Consider the following 21,888-nt stretch of genomic DNA (forward strand, 5'->3'; position numbering starts at 1 on the left):
GGCGAGGAGCTCGCACGGGGTGGGTACGCGCGCACGGTGCGGCCGGGAGGCGCGGGGCGGGCTGGCGCCGTGCCTCCTGTCCGTTCGTGGGTCGCGTCCGGCGCACGGTGCAGGGTTCGTCGTCGGGTGCGGGGCTGACGGCTGGGTGCGCGCGTGCAGCGTGGCACGGGGCGTGGAAGTCCGCACGGGGTGAGTAGGTGAGCACGGTGCGCGGCCTGGCACCTTCGGCGAGGAGGTCGCACGGAGTGAGCAGGTGCGCACGGTGCGGGCCGCGCGGACCGGTCAAGTGAGGGCGCTCAGCGCTGCCGGGATCGGGGTGTCGCCGCTCGTGACCTCGAACTGCACGCCGACGGCGGCGTCGTCGAGCAGGGCGTGCAGGACGACGGTCGCCACGTCCGCGCGGGGGATCGATCCGCGCGGCACGGTCCGGCCGACGTCGACGGTGCCCTGCGGCGGGGTGTCGAGCAGACCTCCGGGACGGACGATCGTCCAGCGCAGTCGTCGTGCCCGCAGGTTCGCGTCCGCCTCGGCCTTCGCCCGCAGGTAGACCTGGAACACCGCAGCGTCGTCCTGGGCCGGCACGACCGCGAGCTCCGGGTCGTAGGTGTCCGCCGCCATCGCCGAGATCATCACGTAGCGCTCGATGCCGGCACGCTCGGCGGCGTCGGCGAGCAGGATCGCCCCGTCACGGTCGACGGTGAGCTTCCGCTCGGCGCCGCTGTTCGGCCCGGCGCCCGCGGCGAACACCACGGCGTCCACGCCGCGCAGGCGGAGCGCCAGGTCGTCGTCGCTGAGCTGCTCCAGGTCGGCGACGACCGCGCGGGCTCCCTGCTGCTCGACGTCGGCCACGTGCGAGGGATTGCGGACGATGGCGACGGCGTCATGGCCGGCGTCGGTGATCTGGCGGGCGAGGAGCAGGGCGATCTGGCCGTGTCCTCCGGCGATGGCGATCTTCATGTGTTCGAGTCTGCCCGTTGCGTCCGGTAGACTTCTCGGCGGCTCCTCACGTGACGCCATCCAGGCCAACTCCCCCAGGGCGGAAACGCAGCAAGGGTAACCGGGCTCTGGCGGGTGCGTGAGGAGTCTTCTTCGTTCCGGGCGGGCAACCGGGGCTGCGCTCTTCTCGTGTGCGGGTGGGTGAGGAGTCTTCTTCGTTTCCGGTCTTCTTCGTTCCCGGGTTGTCATCGTCTCCGGTCTTCTTCGTTCGTGACCGGTTGCGCTGCGCCGTCGCCCCCCGTTCGGGAGGGCCGGTGCGTTTTTCCGACGACGCGTGCGGACACGAACCTGATCATGTGTAAAGATCTGCGTCAGGAACCCCCAACCAGGATTCCGACCCTCCACCGCCTCACCAGCGGAGGAGCCTCCACCGCCTCACCAGCGGAGGATTCCGAGGATCAGGTGGCGGGCCGCGCCCGCCAGGAAAAGAGACACGCATGCGCAGGCACGCGTCGCTGCTCGGTACCCGCGTACCGACCGCAGCGTACGAATGGACACGACGGATCACCCGCGCCGACGGCCGGGCTCGACGACGAGCCTCGGACGACCGGCGGCTCCTCCTGCGCGGCGGCGTCGTCGCCACGGTGACGGCGCTCGTCGCCGCCACCGTGGCGATCCAACCCGCGGCGGCCGCCCAGACCGACGTCACCGAGGCCGAGGGCCTGCTGCTCAGCGGGTCCGGCATCGTCGACGTGGACGGCGTCGCCCAGCTCGGCGGCGCGTACTCGGCCCGCGGTGCGACCTCCGGCGGCGGCACCACGAACCAGCCGCTGAACCTCACGGCGCTCAACACGCTCGGGGTCGGTCTCGGCAACGACATCGACCTGCTCGGACCGAACGGCATCCTGACCCTCGGCGTCGACGGCCAGTACGCCACGACCTCGGCCACCGGCGCGACCGCATCGTCCGGCCTGCTGACGAACGACGGCGGCATCGGGGTCGGCACCGGCTCCGGTACCGGCGCGGCGACGCTGGACCTCAACCCGCTGTTCTCGCGGGTGGGAGCCGACACCACGGTGCTGTCGAACGCACAGCTGGAGATCGGCGCCCTGGCGTCCCGCATCCAGGCGACGCGCGGTACCACGGTCGAGACGACGACCGACTACCGCATCGCCGGTGCGGAGCTGGACCTGACGAGCCCCGCCGTCGCCGGACTCAGCACCGCGCTGCGGAACGACCTGCGCACCTTCTCCGGCACGGTGAACTCCGCGGTCGGCGCGGACGGGGCGCTGTCGGGCACCACGACGGCGCTGACCGGCGAACTGCAGCGGCTGCTCCGTTCGACGAGCCTCGGACTCGTGAACGTGAACGGCACGAACGTCACGGCGACGGTCGACCTGAACCTCGACGACACGCTGACCCGCGTGCTGCAGCAGCCGCTGACGGACGGTGCGGTGACGATCACCCCCTCGACCGGCGCGGTCACCGTCGACCTCGACCGGCTCACCACGCTCAACGGCCAGCCCGCCAACACGTCGGTCCTGACCGAGGCGGCCGTGAGCTCGATCAACCGGAGCATCACGACGATCCTCGGCACCCAGCTGCCGACGGCGCTGCAGACCGCGGTCGTGAACACGATCAACTCGACCGCGGTGCGTATCGACGTCACCGCGAACGTCAACGCGGTCGGCCTCCCGCTCGCCGCGCTGGCGCTCCGGGCTGACACCACGCTCGGCGCCCTCGCCGGCTCGGCACCCGCCACCGCGACGGTGACCGCGACCGGTGGCCCCCTCGGGCTGAACGCGCTCGGCGCGCTGCTCGCACCGGCGGTCAACTCGATCGTCCTGCCCGCGCTGCAGACCATCGTGCGGCCCCTCGTCACGGGCTCCGCCCTGACGAACCTCGGCACCACCCTCACGGCGACGACCTCGGCCGTCTCCACGCTGCTCAGCCCGGTCGTGCTGCTGCTCCGCCAGGTCGTCGACCTCACCGTGAACGCGCAGGACAGCACCGGCTTCCGCGACCCCCGCGGGTACGACACCGGATCGCAGAGCGTGCACGCCCTCCGGCTCTCCGTGCTCCCCGGGGCGAACGTCGCCACCGTGGACCTCGCCACCTCGACCGTCCGTGCGACGGCCTTCGCGGCACCGACCATCACGGCGCCGACGGACGGACAGCAGTTCACCGTGCCGTCGGCGACCTCGACCCGCAGCGTCGTCGTGAGCGGTGCCGGTGAGCCCGGCGCCACCGTCGCCGTGAGCCTCGGCGGCGACCGCACCGGCACGGCGACCGTCGCTGCCGACGGGACCTGGACGACGACCATCGCGGACGTCCCGACCGGCGAGTACACCGCGACCGCGACCCAGACGGTCGGCGGAACCGCGGCCGGTGCCGTGACGCAGGACTTCTCCGTCGTCGCACAGCGCCCGCTGACGATCACCACACCCACGGCCGGTCAGACCTTCACCACGACGGGGGAGACCGCCCCGGTCATCCTGACGGGCACGGCGACCGCGAACGCGCGCATCAGCGTCGACCTCGGCGGTGGCCTGACCGCGACGGGCACGGCCGACGACGCCGGCGCCTGGAGCGTCAGCGTCCCCGAGGTCCCGGTCGGTGAGCAGACGGCGAGCGTGACGCAGACCGTCGGTGACACGACCTCCGCCCCCGTCACCCGGTCCTTCCGTGTCGTGGCGGCGGCCGGCCTGACCGTGGACACCCCCGCGGCGGACCAGGACTTCCCGCTCGCCGGTGACACCCGGTCCGTCCCCTTCTCCGGCAGCGCACAGGCCGGGGCCCGCGTCGACGTCGACCTCGGTGACGGCCTGACCGCGACCACCCGCGCGAACGCCGACGGCACCTGGTCGACGAGCGTCACGGACGTCCCCGCCGGCGAGTACTCGGCCGAGGTCACCCAGACCGTCGGCGGCACGACGAGCGCACCGGTCACGCGGGACTTCACCGTGACGGCGGCCCCCGCGCTGATCATCGACGAGCCCGCCGACGACAGCACCATCACCGTCGCGGACGAGACCTCGACCACGCCGGTGACGGTGTCGGGCTCGGCCGCCCCGAACGCGCGGGTCACCGTCGGCATCGGCGGTTCCTTCTCCGCAGCGGTCACCGCCGACGAGGACGGTGCCTGGACGACGACCTTCGCCGACGTCCCCGTCGGGGAGCGCACCGTCACGGCTCGTCAGACCGTCGACGGCACCACGTCCGGCCCGGTGGAGTCCACCTTCACCGTCGAGGCGGGTGACCCGCTCGCGATCACCTCGCCCGAGGACGGCGACGTGGTCACCGTGCTCGACGCCGACACCACCACCGACCTCGACGTCGCCGGCACGGCCGAGGCCGGCGCCGAGGTGCGGGTCTCGCTCGGCGACGGGCTGACCGCCACCACCACGGCGGACGACGACGGCACCTGGACGGTCGCCGTCGCCGACGTCCCGGTCGGTCGACACACGATCACGGTGACGCAGACCGTCGGCGGGACCACCTCGCCGGCCGTCCGCCAGGCCGTCACGGTCCAGGCGGGCGCAGCGCTCGCCGTCACCGCCCCGGCGCAGGACGACACCGTCACGGTCGCGACCGACGACTCGGTCGTCGACGTGACCGTGCGGGGGACCGCCCAGCCGGGTGCCCGCGTCGAGGCCGTCCTGGACGACGGCGACGCGGTGTCCACCACCGTGGACGAGCAGGGCACCTGGTCGGTGGTCCTCGCGGACGTCGACACCGGCAGCCACACCGCGACGGTCACGCAGACCGTCGACGGTGCGACCTCGGCACCGGTCGACCGTGACTTCGCGGTCGAGGCCGGCGACGAACTCGTCATCGTTGCCCCCGGCGACGCGCAGGAGGTCCCCGCCGGCACCGGCGGGCAGGCCAACGTGGTCGTCCGCGGCACCGCGGAGCCCGGCGCGAGCGTCGCCGTGACGATCGACGACGGCGACCCCGTCGAGGTCGTCACGGACACCGCGGGCAACTGGGAACTCCCGACCACGCAGCTCGGCATCGGCGAGCACACCGTCGAGGCCGTGCAGACCGTGAACGGCACCGACGGCCCCGTCGTCACGCGTGACTTCACCGTGGTCCCCGGCAACGCGATCGTGATCGACACCCCGGCGAGCGGCGCACGCTTCGTCGTGGTCGACGGTGACGCCACCGCGACCGTCCGCATCACCGGCACGGCCGAGCCCGGCGCCGCCGTGACCGTGTCGGTCGGCCCCGGCACCCGGTTCACCACCACGGCCGACGGCGAGGGGGAGTGGGCGGTCGACGCGACCGGTCTCGCCCCGACCGGCCTGTACACCGCGTCCGCGAGCCAGGAGATCGAGGACGTCGTCACCAGTGCCGTCCCGATCACCTTCGAGGTCGTCACGGCCAACCCCCTGACGATCACCGGCCCCGGCACGGACGCGATCGCGGTCGCCGGCCCCGACGTCGAGCGCGACGTGACGGTCACCGGTACCGGCCAGCCCGGCGCCGCGGTCACCGCGACCCTCGCCGGGTCCGACGACCAGGAGACGACGGTCCGCGCCGACGGCACGTGGTCGGTCACGTTCCCCGACCTCGGGGTCGACGTGCACCGGGTCTCGGTCACCCAGACCCTGGCCGGCAGCGTCTCCGACCCGCGCACCTCCGACCCGGTCGAGCGCACGATCACGATCGAGGCCGCCGACGCGGTGACGATCACCACCCCGGAGACCGACGTGGTCCTCCTCGTGCCGGACCCGGACGCGACGCGCGACGTCGTCGTCTCGGGCGCGGCGGAGCCGGGCGCGCCGGTGACGGTGCGCCTCGGCGACGACGAGCTGACGACCACCGCGGACGCCGACGGTGACTGGACGGTCACGTTCGGTGGGGTCGGTGTCGGGACCCCGACGCTGGCCGCCAGCCAGACGGTCGGCGGTACCACCGCCTCCAGTCCGGACCAGACCGTCACGGTGCGGGCCGGAACCGCCCTCACCATCGCGACCCCGGAGGACGGCGACGTCCTGACGGTCGCCGACACGTCCGGCACGGCCGACGTCGAGGCGAGCGGTCGGGCGCAGGCCGACGCCGAGGTGACGGTGCGGCTCTCGACCGGCGAGACCGCGACGGTGACCGCCGACGAGGACGGCCGGTGGACCACCACCTTCCAGGACGTCCCGGTGGGCGACCACCGCGTCACCGCGACGCAGGTCGTCGGCGGCCAGACCTCGACGCCGGTCACGGCGACGGTGTCGGTCCGTGCGGGCGCCCCGCTCGTCGTGTCCACCCCGCGGGGGGCCACCACGGTCACGGTGGCGGACGACGACGCCACCACCGACGTCGCCTTCGCCGGCACCGGCGAGCCGGGCGCGACCGTCACGGTCGACCTCGGCGACGGCGGGACCGCCACGGCGACCGTGGACCGCGACGGCGACTGGGAGACGACGGTCGAGGACGTGCCGACCGGCTCGTACACGGCCGCGGTCACGCAGGCGATCAACGGCACCACGAGTGCGGCGGTCGAACGACCGGTGTCCGTGGTGGCCGCTGCCGACCTCACCATCCGTGAGCCCGGCGACGACCCGATCACGGTGGCCGACGGTGACGCGACGACGACCGTGACGGTCGCCGGCGACGCCCAGCCCGGTGCCACGGTGACGGTCACCGTCGACGACCGCGACCCCGTCGAGGTCACCGCCGGTGACGACGGCTCGTGGAGCGTCGACGTGCCGGACCTCGGTGTCGGTGGGCACACCGTCGAGGTGACGCAGACCGTGGACGGCTCGACCTCGACCACCCCGGTCGAGACGACGTTCGAGATCGAGGCGGGCGCACCCGTCGTCATCACCGAGCCGACGGCCGACCAGGAGTACACGGTCGCCGACGGGGACGGCACGACGACGGTCGACGTCGCCGGCACCGCCGAGCCGGGCGCGACCATCGTGGTCGACCTGGGCGACGGTCGCACCGAGTCGACCACCGCGGACGACGACGGCGCGTGGAGCGTCTCGGTCCCCGGTGTGCCGGCCGGCACCACGACCGTCAGCGTCACGCAGCGCATCGACGGCACCGAGTCCGCGCCGGTGACGGTGGACGTCCGCGTCCTCGTCGCCGACCCGATCACGATCGCCACCCCGGTGGACGGGACCACGATCCGGGTCGCCCAGCGCGACTCGGTCGCGACCCTCACCGCCGCGGGGGCCGCCGAGCCCGGTGCCGAGGTCCGTGTCACGATCGACGGCGGCGACGCCCGGACCGTGACCGCGACCGACGCCGGCACCTGGAGCGTCGAACTGCCGGACACCGCCGTCGGCGAGCACACGATCCGTGCGACCCAGACGGTCGACGGCTCGACGTCCGCAGCGGTGCGCAGCACCTTCACGGTGGCACCCGGTGCCGCGCTGACGGTCACCGCCCCGGCGGACGACACCACGTTCACCGTGCCGAGCACCGACCCCACCGCGACCGTCCCGGTCGGCGGCGAGGGCCAGCCCGGCGCGACGGTCCGCGTCGTCCTCGACGACGCCGACCCGGTCGTGGTCCGTGTCGGCACGGACGGCCGGTGGGAGACCACCCTGCCCGACGTGCCGGCGGGCGACCACACCGTCACCGTCACCCAGGTCGTGAACGGCACCACGTCCGACCCGATCGAGCGCGACGTCACCGTCGCGGTCGCCGACGCGGACACGATCGTCGTGACCGCACCGGCCGACGGCGCCGACTACCGGGTGCTCGGAGGTTCGACTGACGTCCGCGTGACCGGCACCTCGGCACCGAACGCCACGGTCTCGGTCCGCATCGACGACGGTCCCGCGGTCACCACGACCGCGGACGACGACGGCGAGTGGGCCGTGACGGTGCGGGACGTCGACGAGGGAGCGCACACCATCGCCGCCAGCCAGACGGTCGACGGTGACACCACGACCGCTCCGGAGGTCGGCTTCACGGTGACGGCCGCGACGCCGGTCGCGATCACCAGCCCGACCGACGGCCAGGTGTTCCCGACCACCGAATCGACGAAGGCGATCCCGGTGAGCGGCACGGCCGAACCCGGTGCGACCGTCACGGTCGACATCGACGGCCGCACCGCCACGACGACCGCCGGCGACGACGGCTCGTGGACGGTCACGATCGGCGGCGTCCCGGTGGGCGACCACACGGTCTCGGTGACGCAGACGGTCGGCGGTCGGACCTCCGACCCCGTGACCGCCGACGTCACGGTCGAGGCCGCACGGGCCACGGACATCGTGATCACGAGCCCCGAGCCCGGGCAGCTCATCGCCGCGGACGGCTTCGGCGACACCGGCTCGTTCAGGGTGACCGGTCAGGCCGCCCCGGGCGCGACGGTGACGGTGTCCCTGTCCACCGGACAGGTGCGCACCACCACCGCCGACGACGAGGGCGCGTGGGACGTCATGTTCGAGCGGGTGCCGGAGGGCGAGTGGACGATCAGCGCCACGCAGTCCGTGGACGGCACGACCTCGGCGGCGCCCCGGGTGCCGATCGTGGTCGACGCCCTGGAGCCGCTCGCCGTCACCTCGCCCAGCCAGGGCGAGCAGCACATGGCGGACGAGGACGGCGACCACGACCTGATGGTCACGGGCACCGCTGAGCCCGGCGCGACGGTCACCGTGCAGCCGATGGGCCGCGACGCGGTCGTCACGACCGCCGACGAGGACGGCGAGTGGTGGGTCATGGTCGGTCTGCCGGTCGGCGCGCACATGCTGCGGGTCACCCAGTCGGTCGGCGGGTTCACCTCGCAGGCGCAGATGGTCCGCGTCATGGTCATGGACGACACGGTGGACCCGGAGGAGCCGGGTACCCCCGGTACCCCCGGGAACCCGGGCACACCCGGGACCCCCGGGACCCCGGGTGCGCCCGGTCTGCCGGGCACGCCGGGCACCGGTGGCGGCACCGGCACCGGCACCGGGATCGGTGGCGGGAACGGCACCGGCGGAGGCGCGGGCAACGGGACCAGCGGCACCGGCACCGGGTCCGGGTCTGGCTTCGGCTCCGGCAACGGTGACCTCGCCTGGACCGGCGCGGACGTCGTGCCGATCGCCGGCACCGCGGCGGGCCTCGTGGTCCTCGGGTTCCTGCTGCTGGGGCTCTCCCGCCTCGCCGGCGGCCTCCGTCGCCGCACCCGCGGCTGAGTCCGCACCCGCGTCACACACCGCGCCTCCCGCCCGTCGACCAGACGGACGGGAGGCGCGGTGCCGTCCGGGCGCTCGGCCCACCGCCGACGGGTGGTCCGGCCCGGCGGGACGACCTGTGGACGGGCACGCGGGTTGTCGGCAGTGACGGCTACCCTTGTCGCGTGGTCACCGCCCTGTATCGCCGTTACCGGCCTGAGAACTTCGCCGAGCTGATCGGGCAGTCGCAGGTCACCGACCCGCTCCGCACGGCGCTCCGTACGAACCGCGTCAACCACGCCTACCTGTTCAGCGGCCCGCGCGGCTGCGGCAAGACGACGTCGGCCCGCATCCTCGCGCGCTGCCTGAACTGCGCCGAGGGCCCGACGGACACCCCGTGCGGCGTCTGCCCGAGCTGCGTCGAACTCGCCCGCGACGGCAGCGGCTCGCTCGACGTCATCGAGATCGACGCCGCGAGCCACAACGGCGTCGACGACGCGCGTGACCTGCGCGACCGCGCCGTGTTCGCCCCGGCTCGCGACCGCTACAAGATCTTCATCCTCGACGAAGCGCACATGGTGACGCCGCAGGGCTTCAACGCGCTGCTCAAGCTGGTCGAGGAACCGCCGGAGCACGTCAAGTTCATCTTCGCGACGACCGAACCCGAGAAGGTCATCGGCACCATCCGGTCGCGCACCCACCACTACCCGTTCCGGCTCGTGCCGCCCGCGGTGATGCTCGAGTACATCGAGCAGCTCTGCACGCAGGAGTCCGTGTCCGTGGCCCCCGGGGTCCTGCCCCTGGTGGTGCGCGCCGGTGGCGGTTCCGTCCGCGACACCCTCTCGTTGCTCGACCAGCTGATGGCCGGCAGCGAAGACGGCGCGATCGCGTACGAACGTGCCGTGGCCCTGCTCGGCTACACCGACGCCGCCCTGCTCGACGACGTCGTCGACGCCCTTGCCGTCGCCGACCCCGCGTCCGCCTTCGCCGCGATCGACCGCGTGGTGCAGACCGGGCAGGACCCCCGCCGCTTCGTCGAGGACCTGCTCGAGCGCCTGCGCGACCTGATCGTCGTCGCGGCGACGAACGAGAGCGCCGCCGCCGTCCTGCGTGGCGTCTCGCCGGAAGAGCTCGACACCATGAGCCGCCAGGCCGGGGTCTTCGGCGCGACCGGGCTGTCCCGTGCCGCCGACATCGCGAACCGTGCACTGACCGACATGACCGGCGCGACCTCGCCCCGACTGCACCTCGAACTCATGACCGCCCGGATGCTCGTGCCCGAGGCCGACGACACCCAGCGCGGGGCCCTGGCCCGGGTCGAGCGGCTGGAGCGTCGCGTCGGGGTCGGCGACGCCGGCGGGCACCAGGCCGGCGCCGGTGAGTCGTCCGCTCCCGCCGTCGCCGCTGCACCGCGTCGTGAGCAGCCGGCAGTCGCGGCTCCCGCAGCTCCGGCTCCTGCCCCGACGCCCGCTCCGGCCGCGACCCCCGACCGCACGACCGCTCCCGAGCGTGCCGTCGAGCAGCCCGTCGCGCCGCAGGCCGATTCCGGAGCCGTGGCGCGCAACGCCGCAGCGTCGTGGGCGGCGGTCGCTCCGAGCACTCCTGGAGCGCCCGCGCAGACCCCGCCCGAGCCTGCGAAGTCCGAGTCCTCGAAGCCCGATTCTTCGCAGCCCGAGCCCTCGAAGTCTGCGGCCGAGCCGGTCAGCCCGTCGTCCACCGGTCAGGGCACGACGATCGGTGACGAGCCGGCCGTCCGGACCGTCGGCGCCGTCGGCTTCCAGCAGATGCGCGACTCCTGGCCGCAGATCGTCGAGCACGTGCAGCACGCCAAGCGTTCGGCGTGGTCGGTGGTCGTCACGGCGCAGGTCACCGCGCTCCGCGACGACGTGCTGACGCTGACGTTCCCGAGCCAGCAGGACGTTGCCTCGTTCAAGGAGATGTCCGATCCCTCGGCCAGCGTCAGCGAACTGCTGCGTGCCGCCATCGTGGACGTCCTCGGTCTCCGGGTGAAGTTCGTCGCCCGCGGGCCCGGACAGCAGCAGCGTCAGCAGCAGCAGCAGTCGGCTCCGGCCCAGCGTTCCGCCCCCGCTGCGCAGGCGCCCGCGGCCGCCCCGACCCCGACCCCGGCTCCGGAACCCGCGGCTCCGGAGCCCGCGGCACCGAAGTCCCCGGCGCCGGCGTCCGCTGGTGCCCCCACGCCGACGGCTGCCCCTGCCGCGGAGCCGAAGGCCGCGTCCGCAGCACCCGAGTCGAAGGCAGCCCCTGCGCCGACGACAACCCCTGCGCCGAAGCCCGCGCCGGAGCCGAAGGCAGCGCCGACCGCGTCCGCGCCGCAGCGCGGCCCCGCACCGACCGAGCCGACCCCAGCCCCCTCGGGCGCGCCGGTGACGGACTGGGCGGTCGCGACGATCCCCGCCAGCGACCCCACCGCTGACGCCGTCCCGGAGTCCGTCGAGCCCAGCTGGGCAGCACCCTTCGGCACCGTGCCGGCGTCCGCGCCGGTCGCCCCTGCCGAGACGAGCACGCCCCAGCCGACCGAGCCGCCGGCACCATCGGCCGCACCCGGGCAATCAGGCGCTGCCGCGGAAGGGCGGCCCGACCAGCCGACCACCCCGGGTCCGCAGGCGGCGTCCGGAGCGGGAGCCGTGCCTCCCGGCGGTCCCGTCGTGCCGGGCGTGCCGGTCGACGACTACCCGCTCGATGACGAACCGTACGACGACGGCGCCCCGTTCCCCGACCCGGGGATCGGTCGTGGCTCGGCACCCGCAACCGCCGCGCCCGCAGGCGCGACGCCGGCAGCCGCGACGCCGGCAGCCGCGACGCCGGCAGCCCCGGCGCAGCAGGCCGCACCGCAGCGCGCCGCCCAGCCGGCCGCCGCTCCTGCGCGCACCGCCCCGCCCGCACGCCGTGCACCGGTCGCAGGCCGGTACGGCGAGGCCGTCGTGCGTGAGATCCTCAACGCCCAGTTCATCGAGGAGACCGCTCTCCACCAGGACGGTGCCTGATGTACGACGGGATCGTCCAGGACCTCATCGACGAGTTCGGCCGCCTGCCCGGGATCGGCCCGAAGTCGGCACAGCGCATCGCGTTCCACATCCTGCAGACCGAGTCGTTCGACCCGAGCCGGCTCTCCGAGCTGCTCGCCGACGTCAAGGAACGTGTCCGCTTCTGCGAGATCTGCGGCAACGTCACCGAGAACGTCCAGTGCAGCATCTGCCGTGACCCCCGTCGTTCGCCGGCCACGATCTGCGTGGTGGAAGAGGCGAAGGACGTCGCGGCGATCGAGCGCACCCGTGAGTTCCGCGGGCTGTACCACGTGCTCGGCGGGGCGATCAGCCCGATCGACGGCATCGGCCCGGACGACCTCCGCATCCAGCAGCTCATGGTGCGCCTGGCCGACGGCACCGTCGACGAGGTCATCATCGCGACCGACCCCAACCTCGAGGGTGAGGCGACCGCGACCTACCTGAGTCGGCTGCTGGTCCCGATGGGCATCCGGACCACGCGCCTGGCGTCGGGTCTGCCCGTCGGCGGCGACCTGGAGTACGCCGACGAGGTCACCCTCGGCCGTGCCTTCGAGGGTCGGCGGGTCGTCGGCGGCTGACCGCCGCGCAGGATCCTTGCGTCCGGGCCCGCTCGCACGCAACATCCCCGAAACACCGACTACCATTGTGAGACCGCGAGACCTCGCGGTGTCGCCGTCTCCGGGAGTACCAGCCAGTGGCCTTGATCGTGCAGAAGTTCGGTGGATCATCCGTCGCGGACGCCGAGAGCATCAAGCGCGTGGCGAAGCGGATCGTCGAGACGAAGAAGGCCGGCAACGACGTGGTCGTGGCGGTCTCGGCGATGGGCGACACCACCGACGAACTCGTCGACCTGGCGCACTCCGTCACGCCGATCCCTGCCGGCCGTGAGCTCGACATGCTCCTGACCGCGGGGGAGCGCATCTCGATGGCGCTGCTCGCGATGGCGATCAAGAGCCTCGGGGTCGAAGCGTCGTCCTACACCGGCAGCCAGGCCGGCATGCTCACCGACGCCCAGCACGGCAAGGCCCGCATCGTCGACGTCACCCCGAAGCGCGTCCGTGAAGCGCTCGACTCCGGGCACGTCGCGATCGTCGCCGGCTTCCAGGGGTTCAACCGCACCACGGGTGAGATCACCACCCTCGGTCGCGGCGGCTCGGACACCACCGCCGTCGCCCTCGCCGCCGCACTCGACGCCGACGTCTGCGAGATCTACACCGACGTCGACGGCATCTTCACCGCCGACCCCCGCGTCGTGCCGAAGGCCCGCAAGGTCGACCGCGTCACCAGCGAAGAGATGCTCGAGCTCGCAGCCTCGGGTGCCAAGGTCCTGTACATCCGTGCCGTCGAGTACGCCCGTCGGCACGGCGTCACCCTGCACGTCCGGTCCTCGTTCAACAACAACGAGGGCACCATCGTCTACAACCCTGCAGAGGGGGAAACCGTGGAAGAACCGATCATCACCGGGATCGCCGGAGACCTCTCCGAGGGGAAGATCACCGTCGTGGGCGTCCCGGACCAGCCGGGCAAGGCCGCCGAGATCTTCACGAACGTCGCACGTGCCGGGGCGAACATCGACATGATCGTCCAGAACGTGTCGGCCGCGTCGACCGGGCGGACGGACATCTCGTTCACCCTGCCGAAGGACCAGGGCCAGACCGTGCTGACGGCGCTCGAAGTCGCGAAGGCCGACATCGGGTACGAGAGCATCCAGTACGACGACCAGATCGGCAAGCTCGCCCTGGTCGGCGCCGGGATGCGCACGAACGCCGGTGTCTCGGCGCAGCTCTTCCGCGCCCTGCACGACGCGTCGATCAACATCGAGATGATCTCCACGTCCGAGATCCGCATCTCGGTCGTGACCCGCGCCGACACCCTGAACGAGGCGATGCGCGTCGTGCACAGCGCGTTCGGCCTCGACGCCGATGCCGAGGCCGTCGTCTACGCCGGCACCGGCCGCTGACGCCCGCCTGATCCGCTGAACACCAGGAGCACCGCATGAGCACCCTCACCGTCGCCGTCGTCGGCGCCACCGGCCAGGTCGGCGCCGTGATGCGTCGCCTGCTCGAAGAGCGCGCGTTCCCGGCCGACCGGGTCCGCTTCTTCGCGAGCGCCCGTTCCGCCGGCACGACGCTGCCGTTCCGCGGCGAGCAGATCGTGGTCGAGGACTCCGAGCTCGCCGACCCCTCCGGCATCGACATCGCGCTGTTCTCCGCCGGGGCCACCGCCTCGCGGGCCCTCGCGCCGAAGTTCGCCGCCGCCGGGGCGATCGTCGTCGACAACTCCAGCGCCTGGCGCATGGACCCCGAGGTTCCGCTCGTCGTGAGCGAGGTGAACCCGCACGCCATCGACCAGGCGCCGAAGGGCATCATCGCGAACCCGAACTGCACGACGATGGCGATCATGCCGGTGCTCAAGGTCCTGGACACCGAGTCCGGGCTCCGCCGCCTCGTCGCGACGACCTACCAGGCGGTCTCGGGCTCCGGGCTCGCCGGGGTCGACGAACTGCTCGGCCAGGCGAAGGCCGCGCTCGAGCAGGACACCGCTGCACTGACGCACGACGGATCCGCCGTGACGTTCCCCGAGCCGGTCAAGTACGTCCGCCCGATCGCCTTCGACGTCGTGCCGCTCGCCGGCAGCATCGTCGAGGACGGCCTGGGCGAGACCGACGAGGAGAAGAAGCTCCGCAACGAGAGCCGGAAGATCCTCGAGCTGCCCGACCTGCTCGTCGCCGGCACCTGCGTGCGGGTCCCCGTGTTCACCGGGCACTCCATCTCGGTGCACGCCGAGTTCGAGCGTCCGCTGTCGCCCGAGCGTGCGACCGAGATCCTGTCGAGCGCTCCCGGCGTCGAACTCTCCGACGTCCCGACGCCGCTGCAGGCCGCCGGCCAGGACCCGGCCTTCGTCGGCCGCATCCGCGCCGACCAGTCCGCACCCGAGGGCCGCGGCCTCGTCCTCTTCGTCAGCAACGACAACCTGCGGAAGGGCGCCGCGCTCAACGCGGTGCAGATCGCCGAGACGATCGTGGCGCGCCGCTCCGTCGACGCGTAGCGGGGTTCGCGGACGCGACCAGCAGACGGACGCCGCCGGTAGGATCGACGGGTGGCAGAGCAGCAGGTGGACCCCATCGACGTCGTCCTGATCGGCGGAGGCATCATGAGTGCCACGCTCGGGGCCATCATCCACAAGCTCGAGCCGAGCTGGAAGATCCGCGTGTACGAGCGGCTCGGCACCGTCGCGCAGGAGTCCTCGAACCCCTGGAACAACGCCGGCACCGGGCACTCCGCACTCTGCGAGCTGAACTACACGCCGGAGCTCCCGGACGGTCGCGTCGACATCGCGAAGGCCGTCACGGTCAACGAGCAGTTCCAGGTCTCCCGGCAGTTCTGGGCGCACCTGGTCGAGACCGGCGTGCTGCCGGAGCCGTCGAACTTCATCAACCCCACGCCGCACATCTCCTTCGTGTGGGGCGAGGCGAACGTCGCGTACATGCGCGCCCGGTACGAGGCCATGCGCGACCACCCGCTCTTCGCCGGCATCGAGTTCTCCGACGACCCGGCACAGATCCGGAAGTGGGCGCCCGCGCTCATCCCCGGCCGCAAGAAGGACCAGCCGATCGCCGCCACGTACTCGGCGGCGGGCTCCGACGTCGACTTCGGCTCGCTCACCCGGCAGCTGTTCGACCAGCTCGAGATCGACGGCGTCGAGTTCGAACCCTCGCACCAGGTCACCAACCTGACCCGCTCGAAGGTGTCCGAGGGCTGGGTGCTCAACGTCCGCAACGAGATCGGCCGGTCCACCCAGCGCATCGCCGCGAAGTTCGTCTTCGTCGGCGCCGGCGGCGGGGCACTGCACCTGCTGCAGAAGTCCGGCATCCCCGAGATCCGTGGGTACGGCGGCTTCCCGGTGTCGGGCGAGTTCCTGCGCACCGACGACCCCGAGGTGGTGCAGAAGCACTCCGCCAAGGTCTACGGCAAGGCCAGCGTCGGTGCCCCGCCGATGTCGGTGCCGCACCTCGACACCCGCATCGTCGACGGTGGGTCGTCGCTGATGTTCGGGCCGTACGCGGGGTTCAGCCCGAAGTTCCTGAAGCAGGGCTCGGTCCTCGACCTGTTCCGCTCGATCCGGCCACACAACCTCCGCCCGATGCTGAGCGTCGCGTTCTCGAACTTCGACCTGGTCCGGTACCTGGTCGGGCAGCTCCTCGCCTCGAAGCGCACCAAGTTCGAGGCGCTGCGTGACTTCATGCCGAGCGCCGAGCCCGAGCACTGGCACCGCATCACCGCGGGTCAGCGTGTCCAGGTGATCAAGCCCGACAAGGACAAGGGCGGCGTGCTGCAGTTCGGCACCGAGGTCATCACCGCCGCCGACGGCTCCATCGCGGGGCTGCTCGGGGCGTCGCCGGGTGCCTCGACGGCCGTGCCGATCATGCTCACGATGCTGCGCCGGTGCTTCCCCGACCGGTGGGACGGCTGGCAGGACGACGTCCGTGCGATGGTGCCGACGTACGGGCAGGACCTCGGCGACGACCCGGCCCTGGCGGACGCCACGCTCGAGCGCACGGCGAAGGTGCTCGGCCTGCACCACTGAGGTCCGCACCGGTCGGCCCCGGCTTGCGGTCTGTTCGAACGTGTGTTCGAATGACGGCATGCGGTGGAGTGGACAGGCGATCGACGCCGAGCAGAGCGACGCACTGCCCGGGATGGAATCGAACAGCGGGTTCGTCCGGAGCGTGACGACCCCGGAGTTCGCCGGGGTGACCTTCCACGAGGTCCTGGCGAAGAGCGCGCTGAACCGGGTGCCGAGCGCCGACGGGCCCGGCACGTACGGCTGGACGATCAACCCGTACCGGGGGTGCAGCCACGCCTGCGTCTACTGCTTCGCGCGCCCGACGCACACCTACCTCGAGTTCGACGGCGGCGCCGACTTCGACCAGCAGATCGTGGTGAAGACGAACGTCGCCGACGTGCTGCGCCGAGAACTCAGCAAGCCCTCCTGGAACCGCCACCCGGTGGCCCTCGGCACGAACACCGACCCCTACCAGCGGGCTGAGGGACGCTACCGGCTGATGCCGGGCGTGATCCAGGCGCTGGCGGAGTCGCGCACCCCGTTCAGCATCCTGACGAAGGGCACCCTGCTGCGCCGCGACCTGCCGCTCCTGGTCGAGGCGGCGAAGGTCGTTCCCGTCGACCTCGCGATGTCGATCGCCGTGTACGACGACTCGCTGCAGCAGTCGGTCGAGTCCGGCACCCCGACGACGGCGGCCCGGCTCGCGACCGTGCGGGCGATCCGCGACGCAGGGCTCGACTGCGCGGTGTTCCTGATGCCCGTGCTGCCGTACATCACCGACACCAGGGCGCAGCTCGACGACGCGATCGGACGCGCCACGGCGGCCGGGGCGACGAGCATCATGTACTCGGCGCTGCACCTGCGGCCGGGGGTGAAGCCGTGGTGGTTCGAGTGGCTCGGCCGCGAGCGACCCGACCTGGTGCAGCGGTACCGGGCGATGTACCTCGACAACACCTACGCGCCGAAGGACTACCGGCGGTGGTTGTCGGAGCGCATCCGGCCCATCCTTGCAGCGCACGGCGTCGGCCTCGGGCGCGTGGACCCGGCCACGGGGTCGATGGGCTTCTCGGAACCGCGTCCGCTGTCGCCGGGCGCGCCACAGGGGCTGCCGCAGGGCGCGCCGCGCAGGTTGCCCGAGGAGCAGTCCGTGCCGACGGTCTCGCCGCTGAAGCGCGCGGACCCCGGGTTCGACCGGCGGCTGCTCCGTCCGGCGGCGTCCCAGACGCTCTTCTGACCGATCGCGGTCCGGGGCCAGGCTGGTCCACGTTCGGGGGACAGCCAGACCCCGGCCCGGGCCGCTATCATCGTGCGAGTCGCCGCACGGCTCCGCATTCGGGGTACACGGCCGCTGCTCCAGTGGTTGGATCGTGGACGGCGCCCTCGCCACCCGGAAGGATCCACCTCGTGCTCGGCATCCCCACGCACCTCGCACCGCGAGTGAACGCGTGGTCGACCGTGCGCGCCCTCCATGCCGGCGCCATCGGGTCCCTGCTGGCCGCGGCGATCACGCTCGTGCTCTACGGCCTGTCCGAACCGGGCGTGCAGGTCCTCGGCACCGTGCTGGCCGTGGTCCCGATGCTCGCCATGATCGGCGTGCACGTGCAGTTCGGCACCCGGAGCTCGGCGATCGCGTTCCTGGTGATCGGCGGTGTCTGCGCCTGGTGGTTCGCCGTCGGGGTCCAGCAGGAGGTGCCGACCGGCTGGGTGACCTCGTACCTGATGTCCCTCGTCGTGATCCCGCTCATCCTGGTCGGCGGGGCCGGAGCGCTGCCGAGCCGCGTGGTGTTCTGGTCCTTCGTAGGGTTCCTGGTCGGTCGGCTCGCCACCTGGATCGCCATCGTGCAGGCCGACGAGTCGCCGCGGCCCCTCATCCTGGCCTGGGTCACCCTCGGCTTCGTGGTCGCGCTCGTGCTCTTCACCACCCGCAGCACCGGCCGGTCCGAACAGGTGCAGCCCGAACTGCTGCGTTCGGCACGCGAGGAACACGTGTCCGCCTACCGCGCAGGGGTCGAGGCCGAGGCGTCCGCCATCCTGCACGACACCGTGCTGAACCACCTCGGTGCGATCACGCTGGCTCCGGACGGCCCGATGGACCCGCTCCTGGCCGAGACGGTCGACGCCGACGTCGCGGTCCTCACCGGCAAGGGCTGGCTCGCTCCCGCTGCCCGTCCCCGCCCGGGGGCCGCTGCCGAGACGTTCGGCTCCATGGTCGACGAGCACCGCGCGCTCGGGCTCGACGTCACGGTCTCCGGCGACACCTCGGCGCTCGAGCGCCTCGACCAGCGTGCACTGTCGGCGGTCGTCCGAGCCGTCGGGCAGTGCCTGGCCAACGTGCGGAAGCACGCGGGCACCGACGCCGCCGAGGTGAGCGTGTTCGACGACAGCGCGTCCTGCACCGTCATGGTGGTCGACGACGGCCGCGGTTTCGACGAGGACGCCACCGGTGCCGACCGGATGGGCCTCCGCGGTTCGGTCCGTGACCGCATCGGCCGGGTCGGTGGCGACGTCCAGATCTGGTCGTCGCCCGGCTCCGGCACCAGCGTCATGATGACCGTGCCGTACGGGCCGGTCACCGGTGCCATCACCGTTCCGGCGGCGGTCGATGAACGGGGGACCGGGCGATGACCGCGCTCCGGCGGCGCCGCGGGTCCGGGCCGGCGTCCGGGCCCCGGCGCACCGCGCAGCAGTACGACCCGCTGGGCGCGATGGGATCCCGTCCGCTCGCCGTCGTGCTCGGCGCCGGGAGCATCGTCTGGGCCCTGCTCGTGTCGATCTTCGACCGCGACGTCGAGGGCAGCCCGACCCTCAGCGCACTGACGGTGCTGCTCGTGGCGGCCTCGGCGGTCGTGGTGCTCGCTGCCTCGAGCCCCTTCCGCGCGCCCTTCCCCCGCTCGGCGTACGTCGCCCACGTCGGGCTGCTCGGCCTGGCCTCGGTCGCGAGCGTCGCCGCGCAGTGGGGCCCGGACCGCAGCGCCCTGAACGACTTCATGTCGCTGATCACGGCGACCGGCATCGTGATGGTCGCGCCGTACCGGCCGTGGACCGACCTGGCGATCGGCGGGGTCGTCCTCGCCGCGGTGAACGCGGTCACGTGGGGCACCGGCGCCGCCGTGTTCCCGCACGAGGTCCCGGTGGCCGTCGCGGCGTTCCTGGCCGCGGCGCCGACCCTCGTGCTGACCGCCGCGTCCGCGGTGTTCGCGTGGACCTTCGCCGGGCTCGCCGAGCGCGTGCAGATCCGCGCCGGGTCGTACTCCGTCGAGCGCGCCGAGCGCGACGGCATCGCCGCGAGCGTGCAGCAGGACCGCTCGACGATCCTGTCCCGCGACGTCGCCCCGTTCTTCGCCGAGCTCCGCACACGCGACACCATCACCGACGCCGACCGCGACCGCGCCCGTGCGATCGCCGACGGGATCCGGGCATCGATGGTCGCCGATGCGGACCGCACCTGGCTCGAGTACGCCGTCCGGGTCGAGGGCGGTGCGGCGCCGGTGGTCGACGACCCCGACGGCCTCATCGCGACGCTCGACACCGACCAGCGCGCCGTCGTCCGGACCTTCGTGCGTGCCGCGCTCCGCGCCTCGACCGTCGACCCGGCCGGGTTCCGTGCGACCGTGCGACGAGCCGACACGGTGGCCGGCCCGGCGGAACCGGCGCGGGCGGCACCGGCGCGGGCAGCGTCGTCGGCTCCGACCGCCCGCGTGCTCGTGGAACTCGACCTCGCCGTGGCCGACTCCGACATCGGTATCCACCGCACCTTCGACCCCTACTTCGCCGTCCTCCGTGTGACGTTCCCCGACCTCGACGTCGCGGTCCGTCCGTCCGCCCTCGCACTAAGGTTCTCCTATGACCAGCACTGACCCGAACCGGCTCTCGGAGGGGTCGCCGTCCCTCCCGAACCCGGGAGCACGACGCGTGCGGCTGGCCATCCTCGACGACCACGAGGTCCTGCTGGACAGCCTGTCGAGCTGGATCGCGGTGAACGCCTTCGACTTCGACCTGGCCCTGACCGCACACACGTGGCTCGAGATGGTCCACAGCGACAGCTTCCCGACCGACCTGGTGTTCCTCGACTTCCAGCTGAAGGAACCGGTGTCCATCGAGGCCCGCGTCCGCACCTGCCGTGCTGCCGGGGCGAAGGTCATCGTGCTCTCGAGCGTCGACAGCCGGGAGTCCCGTGACCGCGCCCTGGCAGCCGGTGCCGCGGCGTTCCTGTCGAAGTCGCTGCCGATGCGCGAGGTCATGGACGTCGCCCGCGAGATCATGGGTGTCGCACGCGAGACCCCGCAGCCGCGGGAGTGGCGACCGCTGCCGACGGGCGCGACGGCGCACCAGCGACCGAAGCTCAGCGCCGGTGAGGAAGAGGCGCTCCGGCTCTACGTCTCGGGCTACTCGACGAACGAGGTCGCCGCCCAGATGAACGTGCAGTACGAGACCGCCAAGACCTACCTGCGCCGCGTGCGCGAGAAGTACAGCAAGGTGGGCCGTCCCGCCTCGAAGAAGTCCGACCTCATCCGTCGGGCCGCCGAGGACGGGTTCCTCGCGTAGTGGCGAAGCTCTACTTCCGCTACGGCGCGATGAACAGCGGCAAGAGCACGGGCTTGCTGCAGGCCGCCTACAACTACGAGGAGCGCGGGCACCGGGTCCTGCTCGCCAAGCCCGCGGTGGACACGAAGGGCGACCGCGAGATCGTCTCCCGCCTGGGCGTCACCCGGACCGTCGACATCGTGTTCTCGCCGGACGCCGACGTGCGCCAGGCCGTCACCGCCGCCGGTGCCGTCGATCCCGAGTCGGACCGCCTGGACGGCATGGTGCGGCCGGTCAGCTGCGTGCTCGTCGACGAGGCGCAGTTCCTCACCCCGCGCCAGGTCGACGACCTGCTGCGCATCGCGGTGCTCGACGAGATCCCGGTCATCACGTACGGCATCCGCACCGACTTCCGCACCGAGGCGTTCCCCGGCAGCGCGCGCCTGCTCGAGGTCGCGCACTCGCTGGAAGAGCTGAAGACCATCTGCCGCTGCGGCCGCAAGGCGGTCTTCAACGCCCGGACGGTCGACGGCCGGTTCGTCTTCGACGGCTCCCAGGTCGCCATCGACGGTGTCGACGTCGCCTACGAGTCGCTCTGCGCCAACTGCTACCTGACGGAGTCCGGCGGCCGCCTCGACGGCGCCTGACTGCTCGTGCCGGCGCGCGTCCGGTACGCGCCCCGGTGACGTGACGGACTGGAGGCCCGTGGCGGCGCCGCCACGGGCCTCCAG

Annotated in this window: 12 protein-coding genes and 1 other RNA gene; 12 read left to right on the forward strand and 1 reads right to left on the reverse strand. The window is 72.7% G+C overall.

The window, feature by feature from the left end; genetic code table 11:
- Positions 1-282: 282 nt before the first annotated feature.
- The gene (locus tag KK097_RS01580) at positions 283-957 is read right to left on the reverse strand and encodes an SDR family oxidoreductase (protein WP_214528513.1); all 675 of its coding nucleotides are present in this window, start codon (positions 955-957) and stop codon (positions 283-285) included.
- Positions 958-994: 37 nt separating this feature from the next.
- Between KK097_RS01580 and ffs the strand changes: the two genes are divergently transcribed.
- The 12 genes from ffs (at position 995) to KK097_RS01640 (ending at position 21,804) form a co-directional block, all read left to right on the forward strand.
- Positions 995-1,091, forward strand: an RNA gene (gene ffs, locus KK097_RS01585) — signal recognition particle sRNA small type.
- A 342-nt stretch (positions 1,092-1,433) separates the two neighbouring features.
- Positions 1,434-9,062 carry a choice-of-anchor G family protein gene (locus KK097_RS01590; protein WP_214543486.1) on the forward strand — a complete coding sequence of 2,543 codons (7,629 nt, stop codon included), beginning with the start codon at positions 1,434-1,436 and terminating at the stop codon, positions 9,060-9,062.
- Between the two features lie 164 nt (positions 9,063-9,226).
- The gene (locus KK097_RS01595) at positions 9,227-12,046 is read left to right on the forward strand and encodes a DNA polymerase III subunit gamma and tau (protein WP_214543487.1); all 2,820 of its coding nucleotides are present in this window, start codon (positions 9,227-9,229) and stop codon (positions 12,044-12,046) included.
- Positions 12,046-12,645, forward strand: a complete 600-nt coding sequence (gene recR, locus KK097_RS01600) for a recombination mediator RecR (RefSeq protein ID WP_110902665.1) — start codon at positions 12,046-12,048, stop codon at positions 12,643-12,645. The genes KK097_RS01595 and recR overlap by 1 nt, the downstream gene beginning before the upstream one ends.
- A 116-nt stretch (positions 12,646-12,761) precedes the next feature.
- Positions 12,762-14,027: an aspartate kinase gene (locus tag KK097_RS01605; RefSeq protein WP_017888681.1), complete on the forward strand. Its 1,266-nt coding sequence runs from the start codon at positions 12,762-12,764 to the stop codon at positions 14,025-14,027.
- Between the two features lie 35 nt (positions 14,028-14,062).
- Positions 14,063-15,115, forward strand: coding sequence for an aspartate-semialdehyde dehydrogenase (locus KK097_RS01610; RefSeq protein WP_214543488.1), 1,053 nt, complete (start codon positions 14,063-14,065; stop codon positions 15,113-15,115).
- Positions 15,116-15,166: 51 nt separating this feature from the next.
- Complete coding sequence (locus KK097_RS01615) at positions 15,167-16,654, forward strand: malate:quinone oxidoreductase (RefSeq protein WP_214528508.1); 1,488 nt, start codon at positions 15,167-15,169, stop codon at positions 16,652-16,654.
- Positions 16,655-16,712: 58 nt separating this feature from the next.
- Positions 16,713-17,867 (forward strand): Rv2578c family radical SAM protein, encoded by a 1,155-nt coding sequence (locus tag KK097_RS01620; RefSeq protein ID WP_214543489.1) that lies wholly within the window; start codon positions 16,713-16,715, stop codon positions 17,865-17,867.
- 170 nt (positions 17,868-18,037) lie between these two features.
- The gene (locus KK097_RS01625; RefSeq protein ID WP_214528506.1) at positions 18,038-19,258 is read left to right on the forward strand and encodes a sensor histidine kinase; all 1,221 of its coding nucleotides are present in this window, start codon (positions 18,038-18,040) and stop codon (positions 19,256-19,258) included.
- Positions 19,255-20,490, forward strand: coding sequence for a hypothetical protein (locus tag KK097_RS01630; RefSeq protein ID WP_214543490.1), 1,236 nt, complete (start codon positions 19,255-19,257; stop codon positions 20,488-20,490). Before KK097_RS01625 ends, KK097_RS01630 begins: the two co-directional genes overlap by 4 nt.
- Positions 20,477-21,178: a response regulator transcription factor gene (locus KK097_RS01635; protein WP_040420063.1), complete on the forward strand. Its 702-nt coding sequence runs from the start codon at positions 20,477-20,479 to the stop codon at positions 21,176-21,178. The genes KK097_RS01630 and KK097_RS01635 overlap by 14 nt, the downstream gene beginning before the upstream one ends.
- Complete coding sequence (locus tag KK097_RS01640; protein ID WP_071247330.1) at positions 21,178-21,804, forward strand: thymidine kinase; 627 nt, start codon at positions 21,178-21,180, stop codon at positions 21,802-21,804. The genes KK097_RS01635 and KK097_RS01640 overlap by 1 nt, the downstream gene beginning before the upstream one ends.
- Positions 21,805-21,888 lie beyond the last annotated feature (84 nt).

Origin of the sequence: Curtobacterium flaccumfaciens (assembly GCF_018598405.1) — a bacterium.
GTDB lineage: Bacteria > Actinomycetota > Actinomycetes > Actinomycetales > Microbacteriaceae > Curtobacterium > Curtobacterium aurantiacum.

Bases quoted from the DNA above. Each gene is read 5' to 3' on its own strand.
- KK097_RS01590 (WP_214543486.1), top strand. From the start codon at position 1,434: ATGCGCAGGCACGCGTCGCTGCTCGGTACCCGCGTACCGACCGCAGCG.
- KK097_RS01580 (WP_214528513.1), bottom strand. From the start codon at position 957: ATGAAGATCGCCATCGCCGGAGGACACGGCCAGATCGCCCTGCTCCTC.
- KK097_RS01620 (WP_214543489.1), top strand. From the start codon at position 16,713: ATGCGGTGGAGTGGACAGGCGATCGACGCCGAGCAGAGCGACGCACTG.
- KK097_RS01635 (WP_040420063.1), top strand. From the start codon at position 20,477: ATGACCAGCACTGACCCGAACCGGCTCTCGGAGGGGTCGCCGTCCCTC.
- KK097_RS01610 (WP_214543488.1), top strand. From the start codon at position 14,063: ATGAGCACCCTCACCGTCGCCGTCGTCGGCGCCACCGGCCAGGTCGGC.
- KK097_RS01630 (WP_214543490.1), top strand. From the start codon at position 19,255: ATGACCGCGCTCCGGCGGCGCCGCGGGTCCGGGCCGGCGTCCGGGCCC.
- recR (WP_110902665.1), top strand. From the start codon at position 12,046: ATGTACGACGGGATCGTCCAGGACCTCATCGACGAGTTCGGCCGCCTG.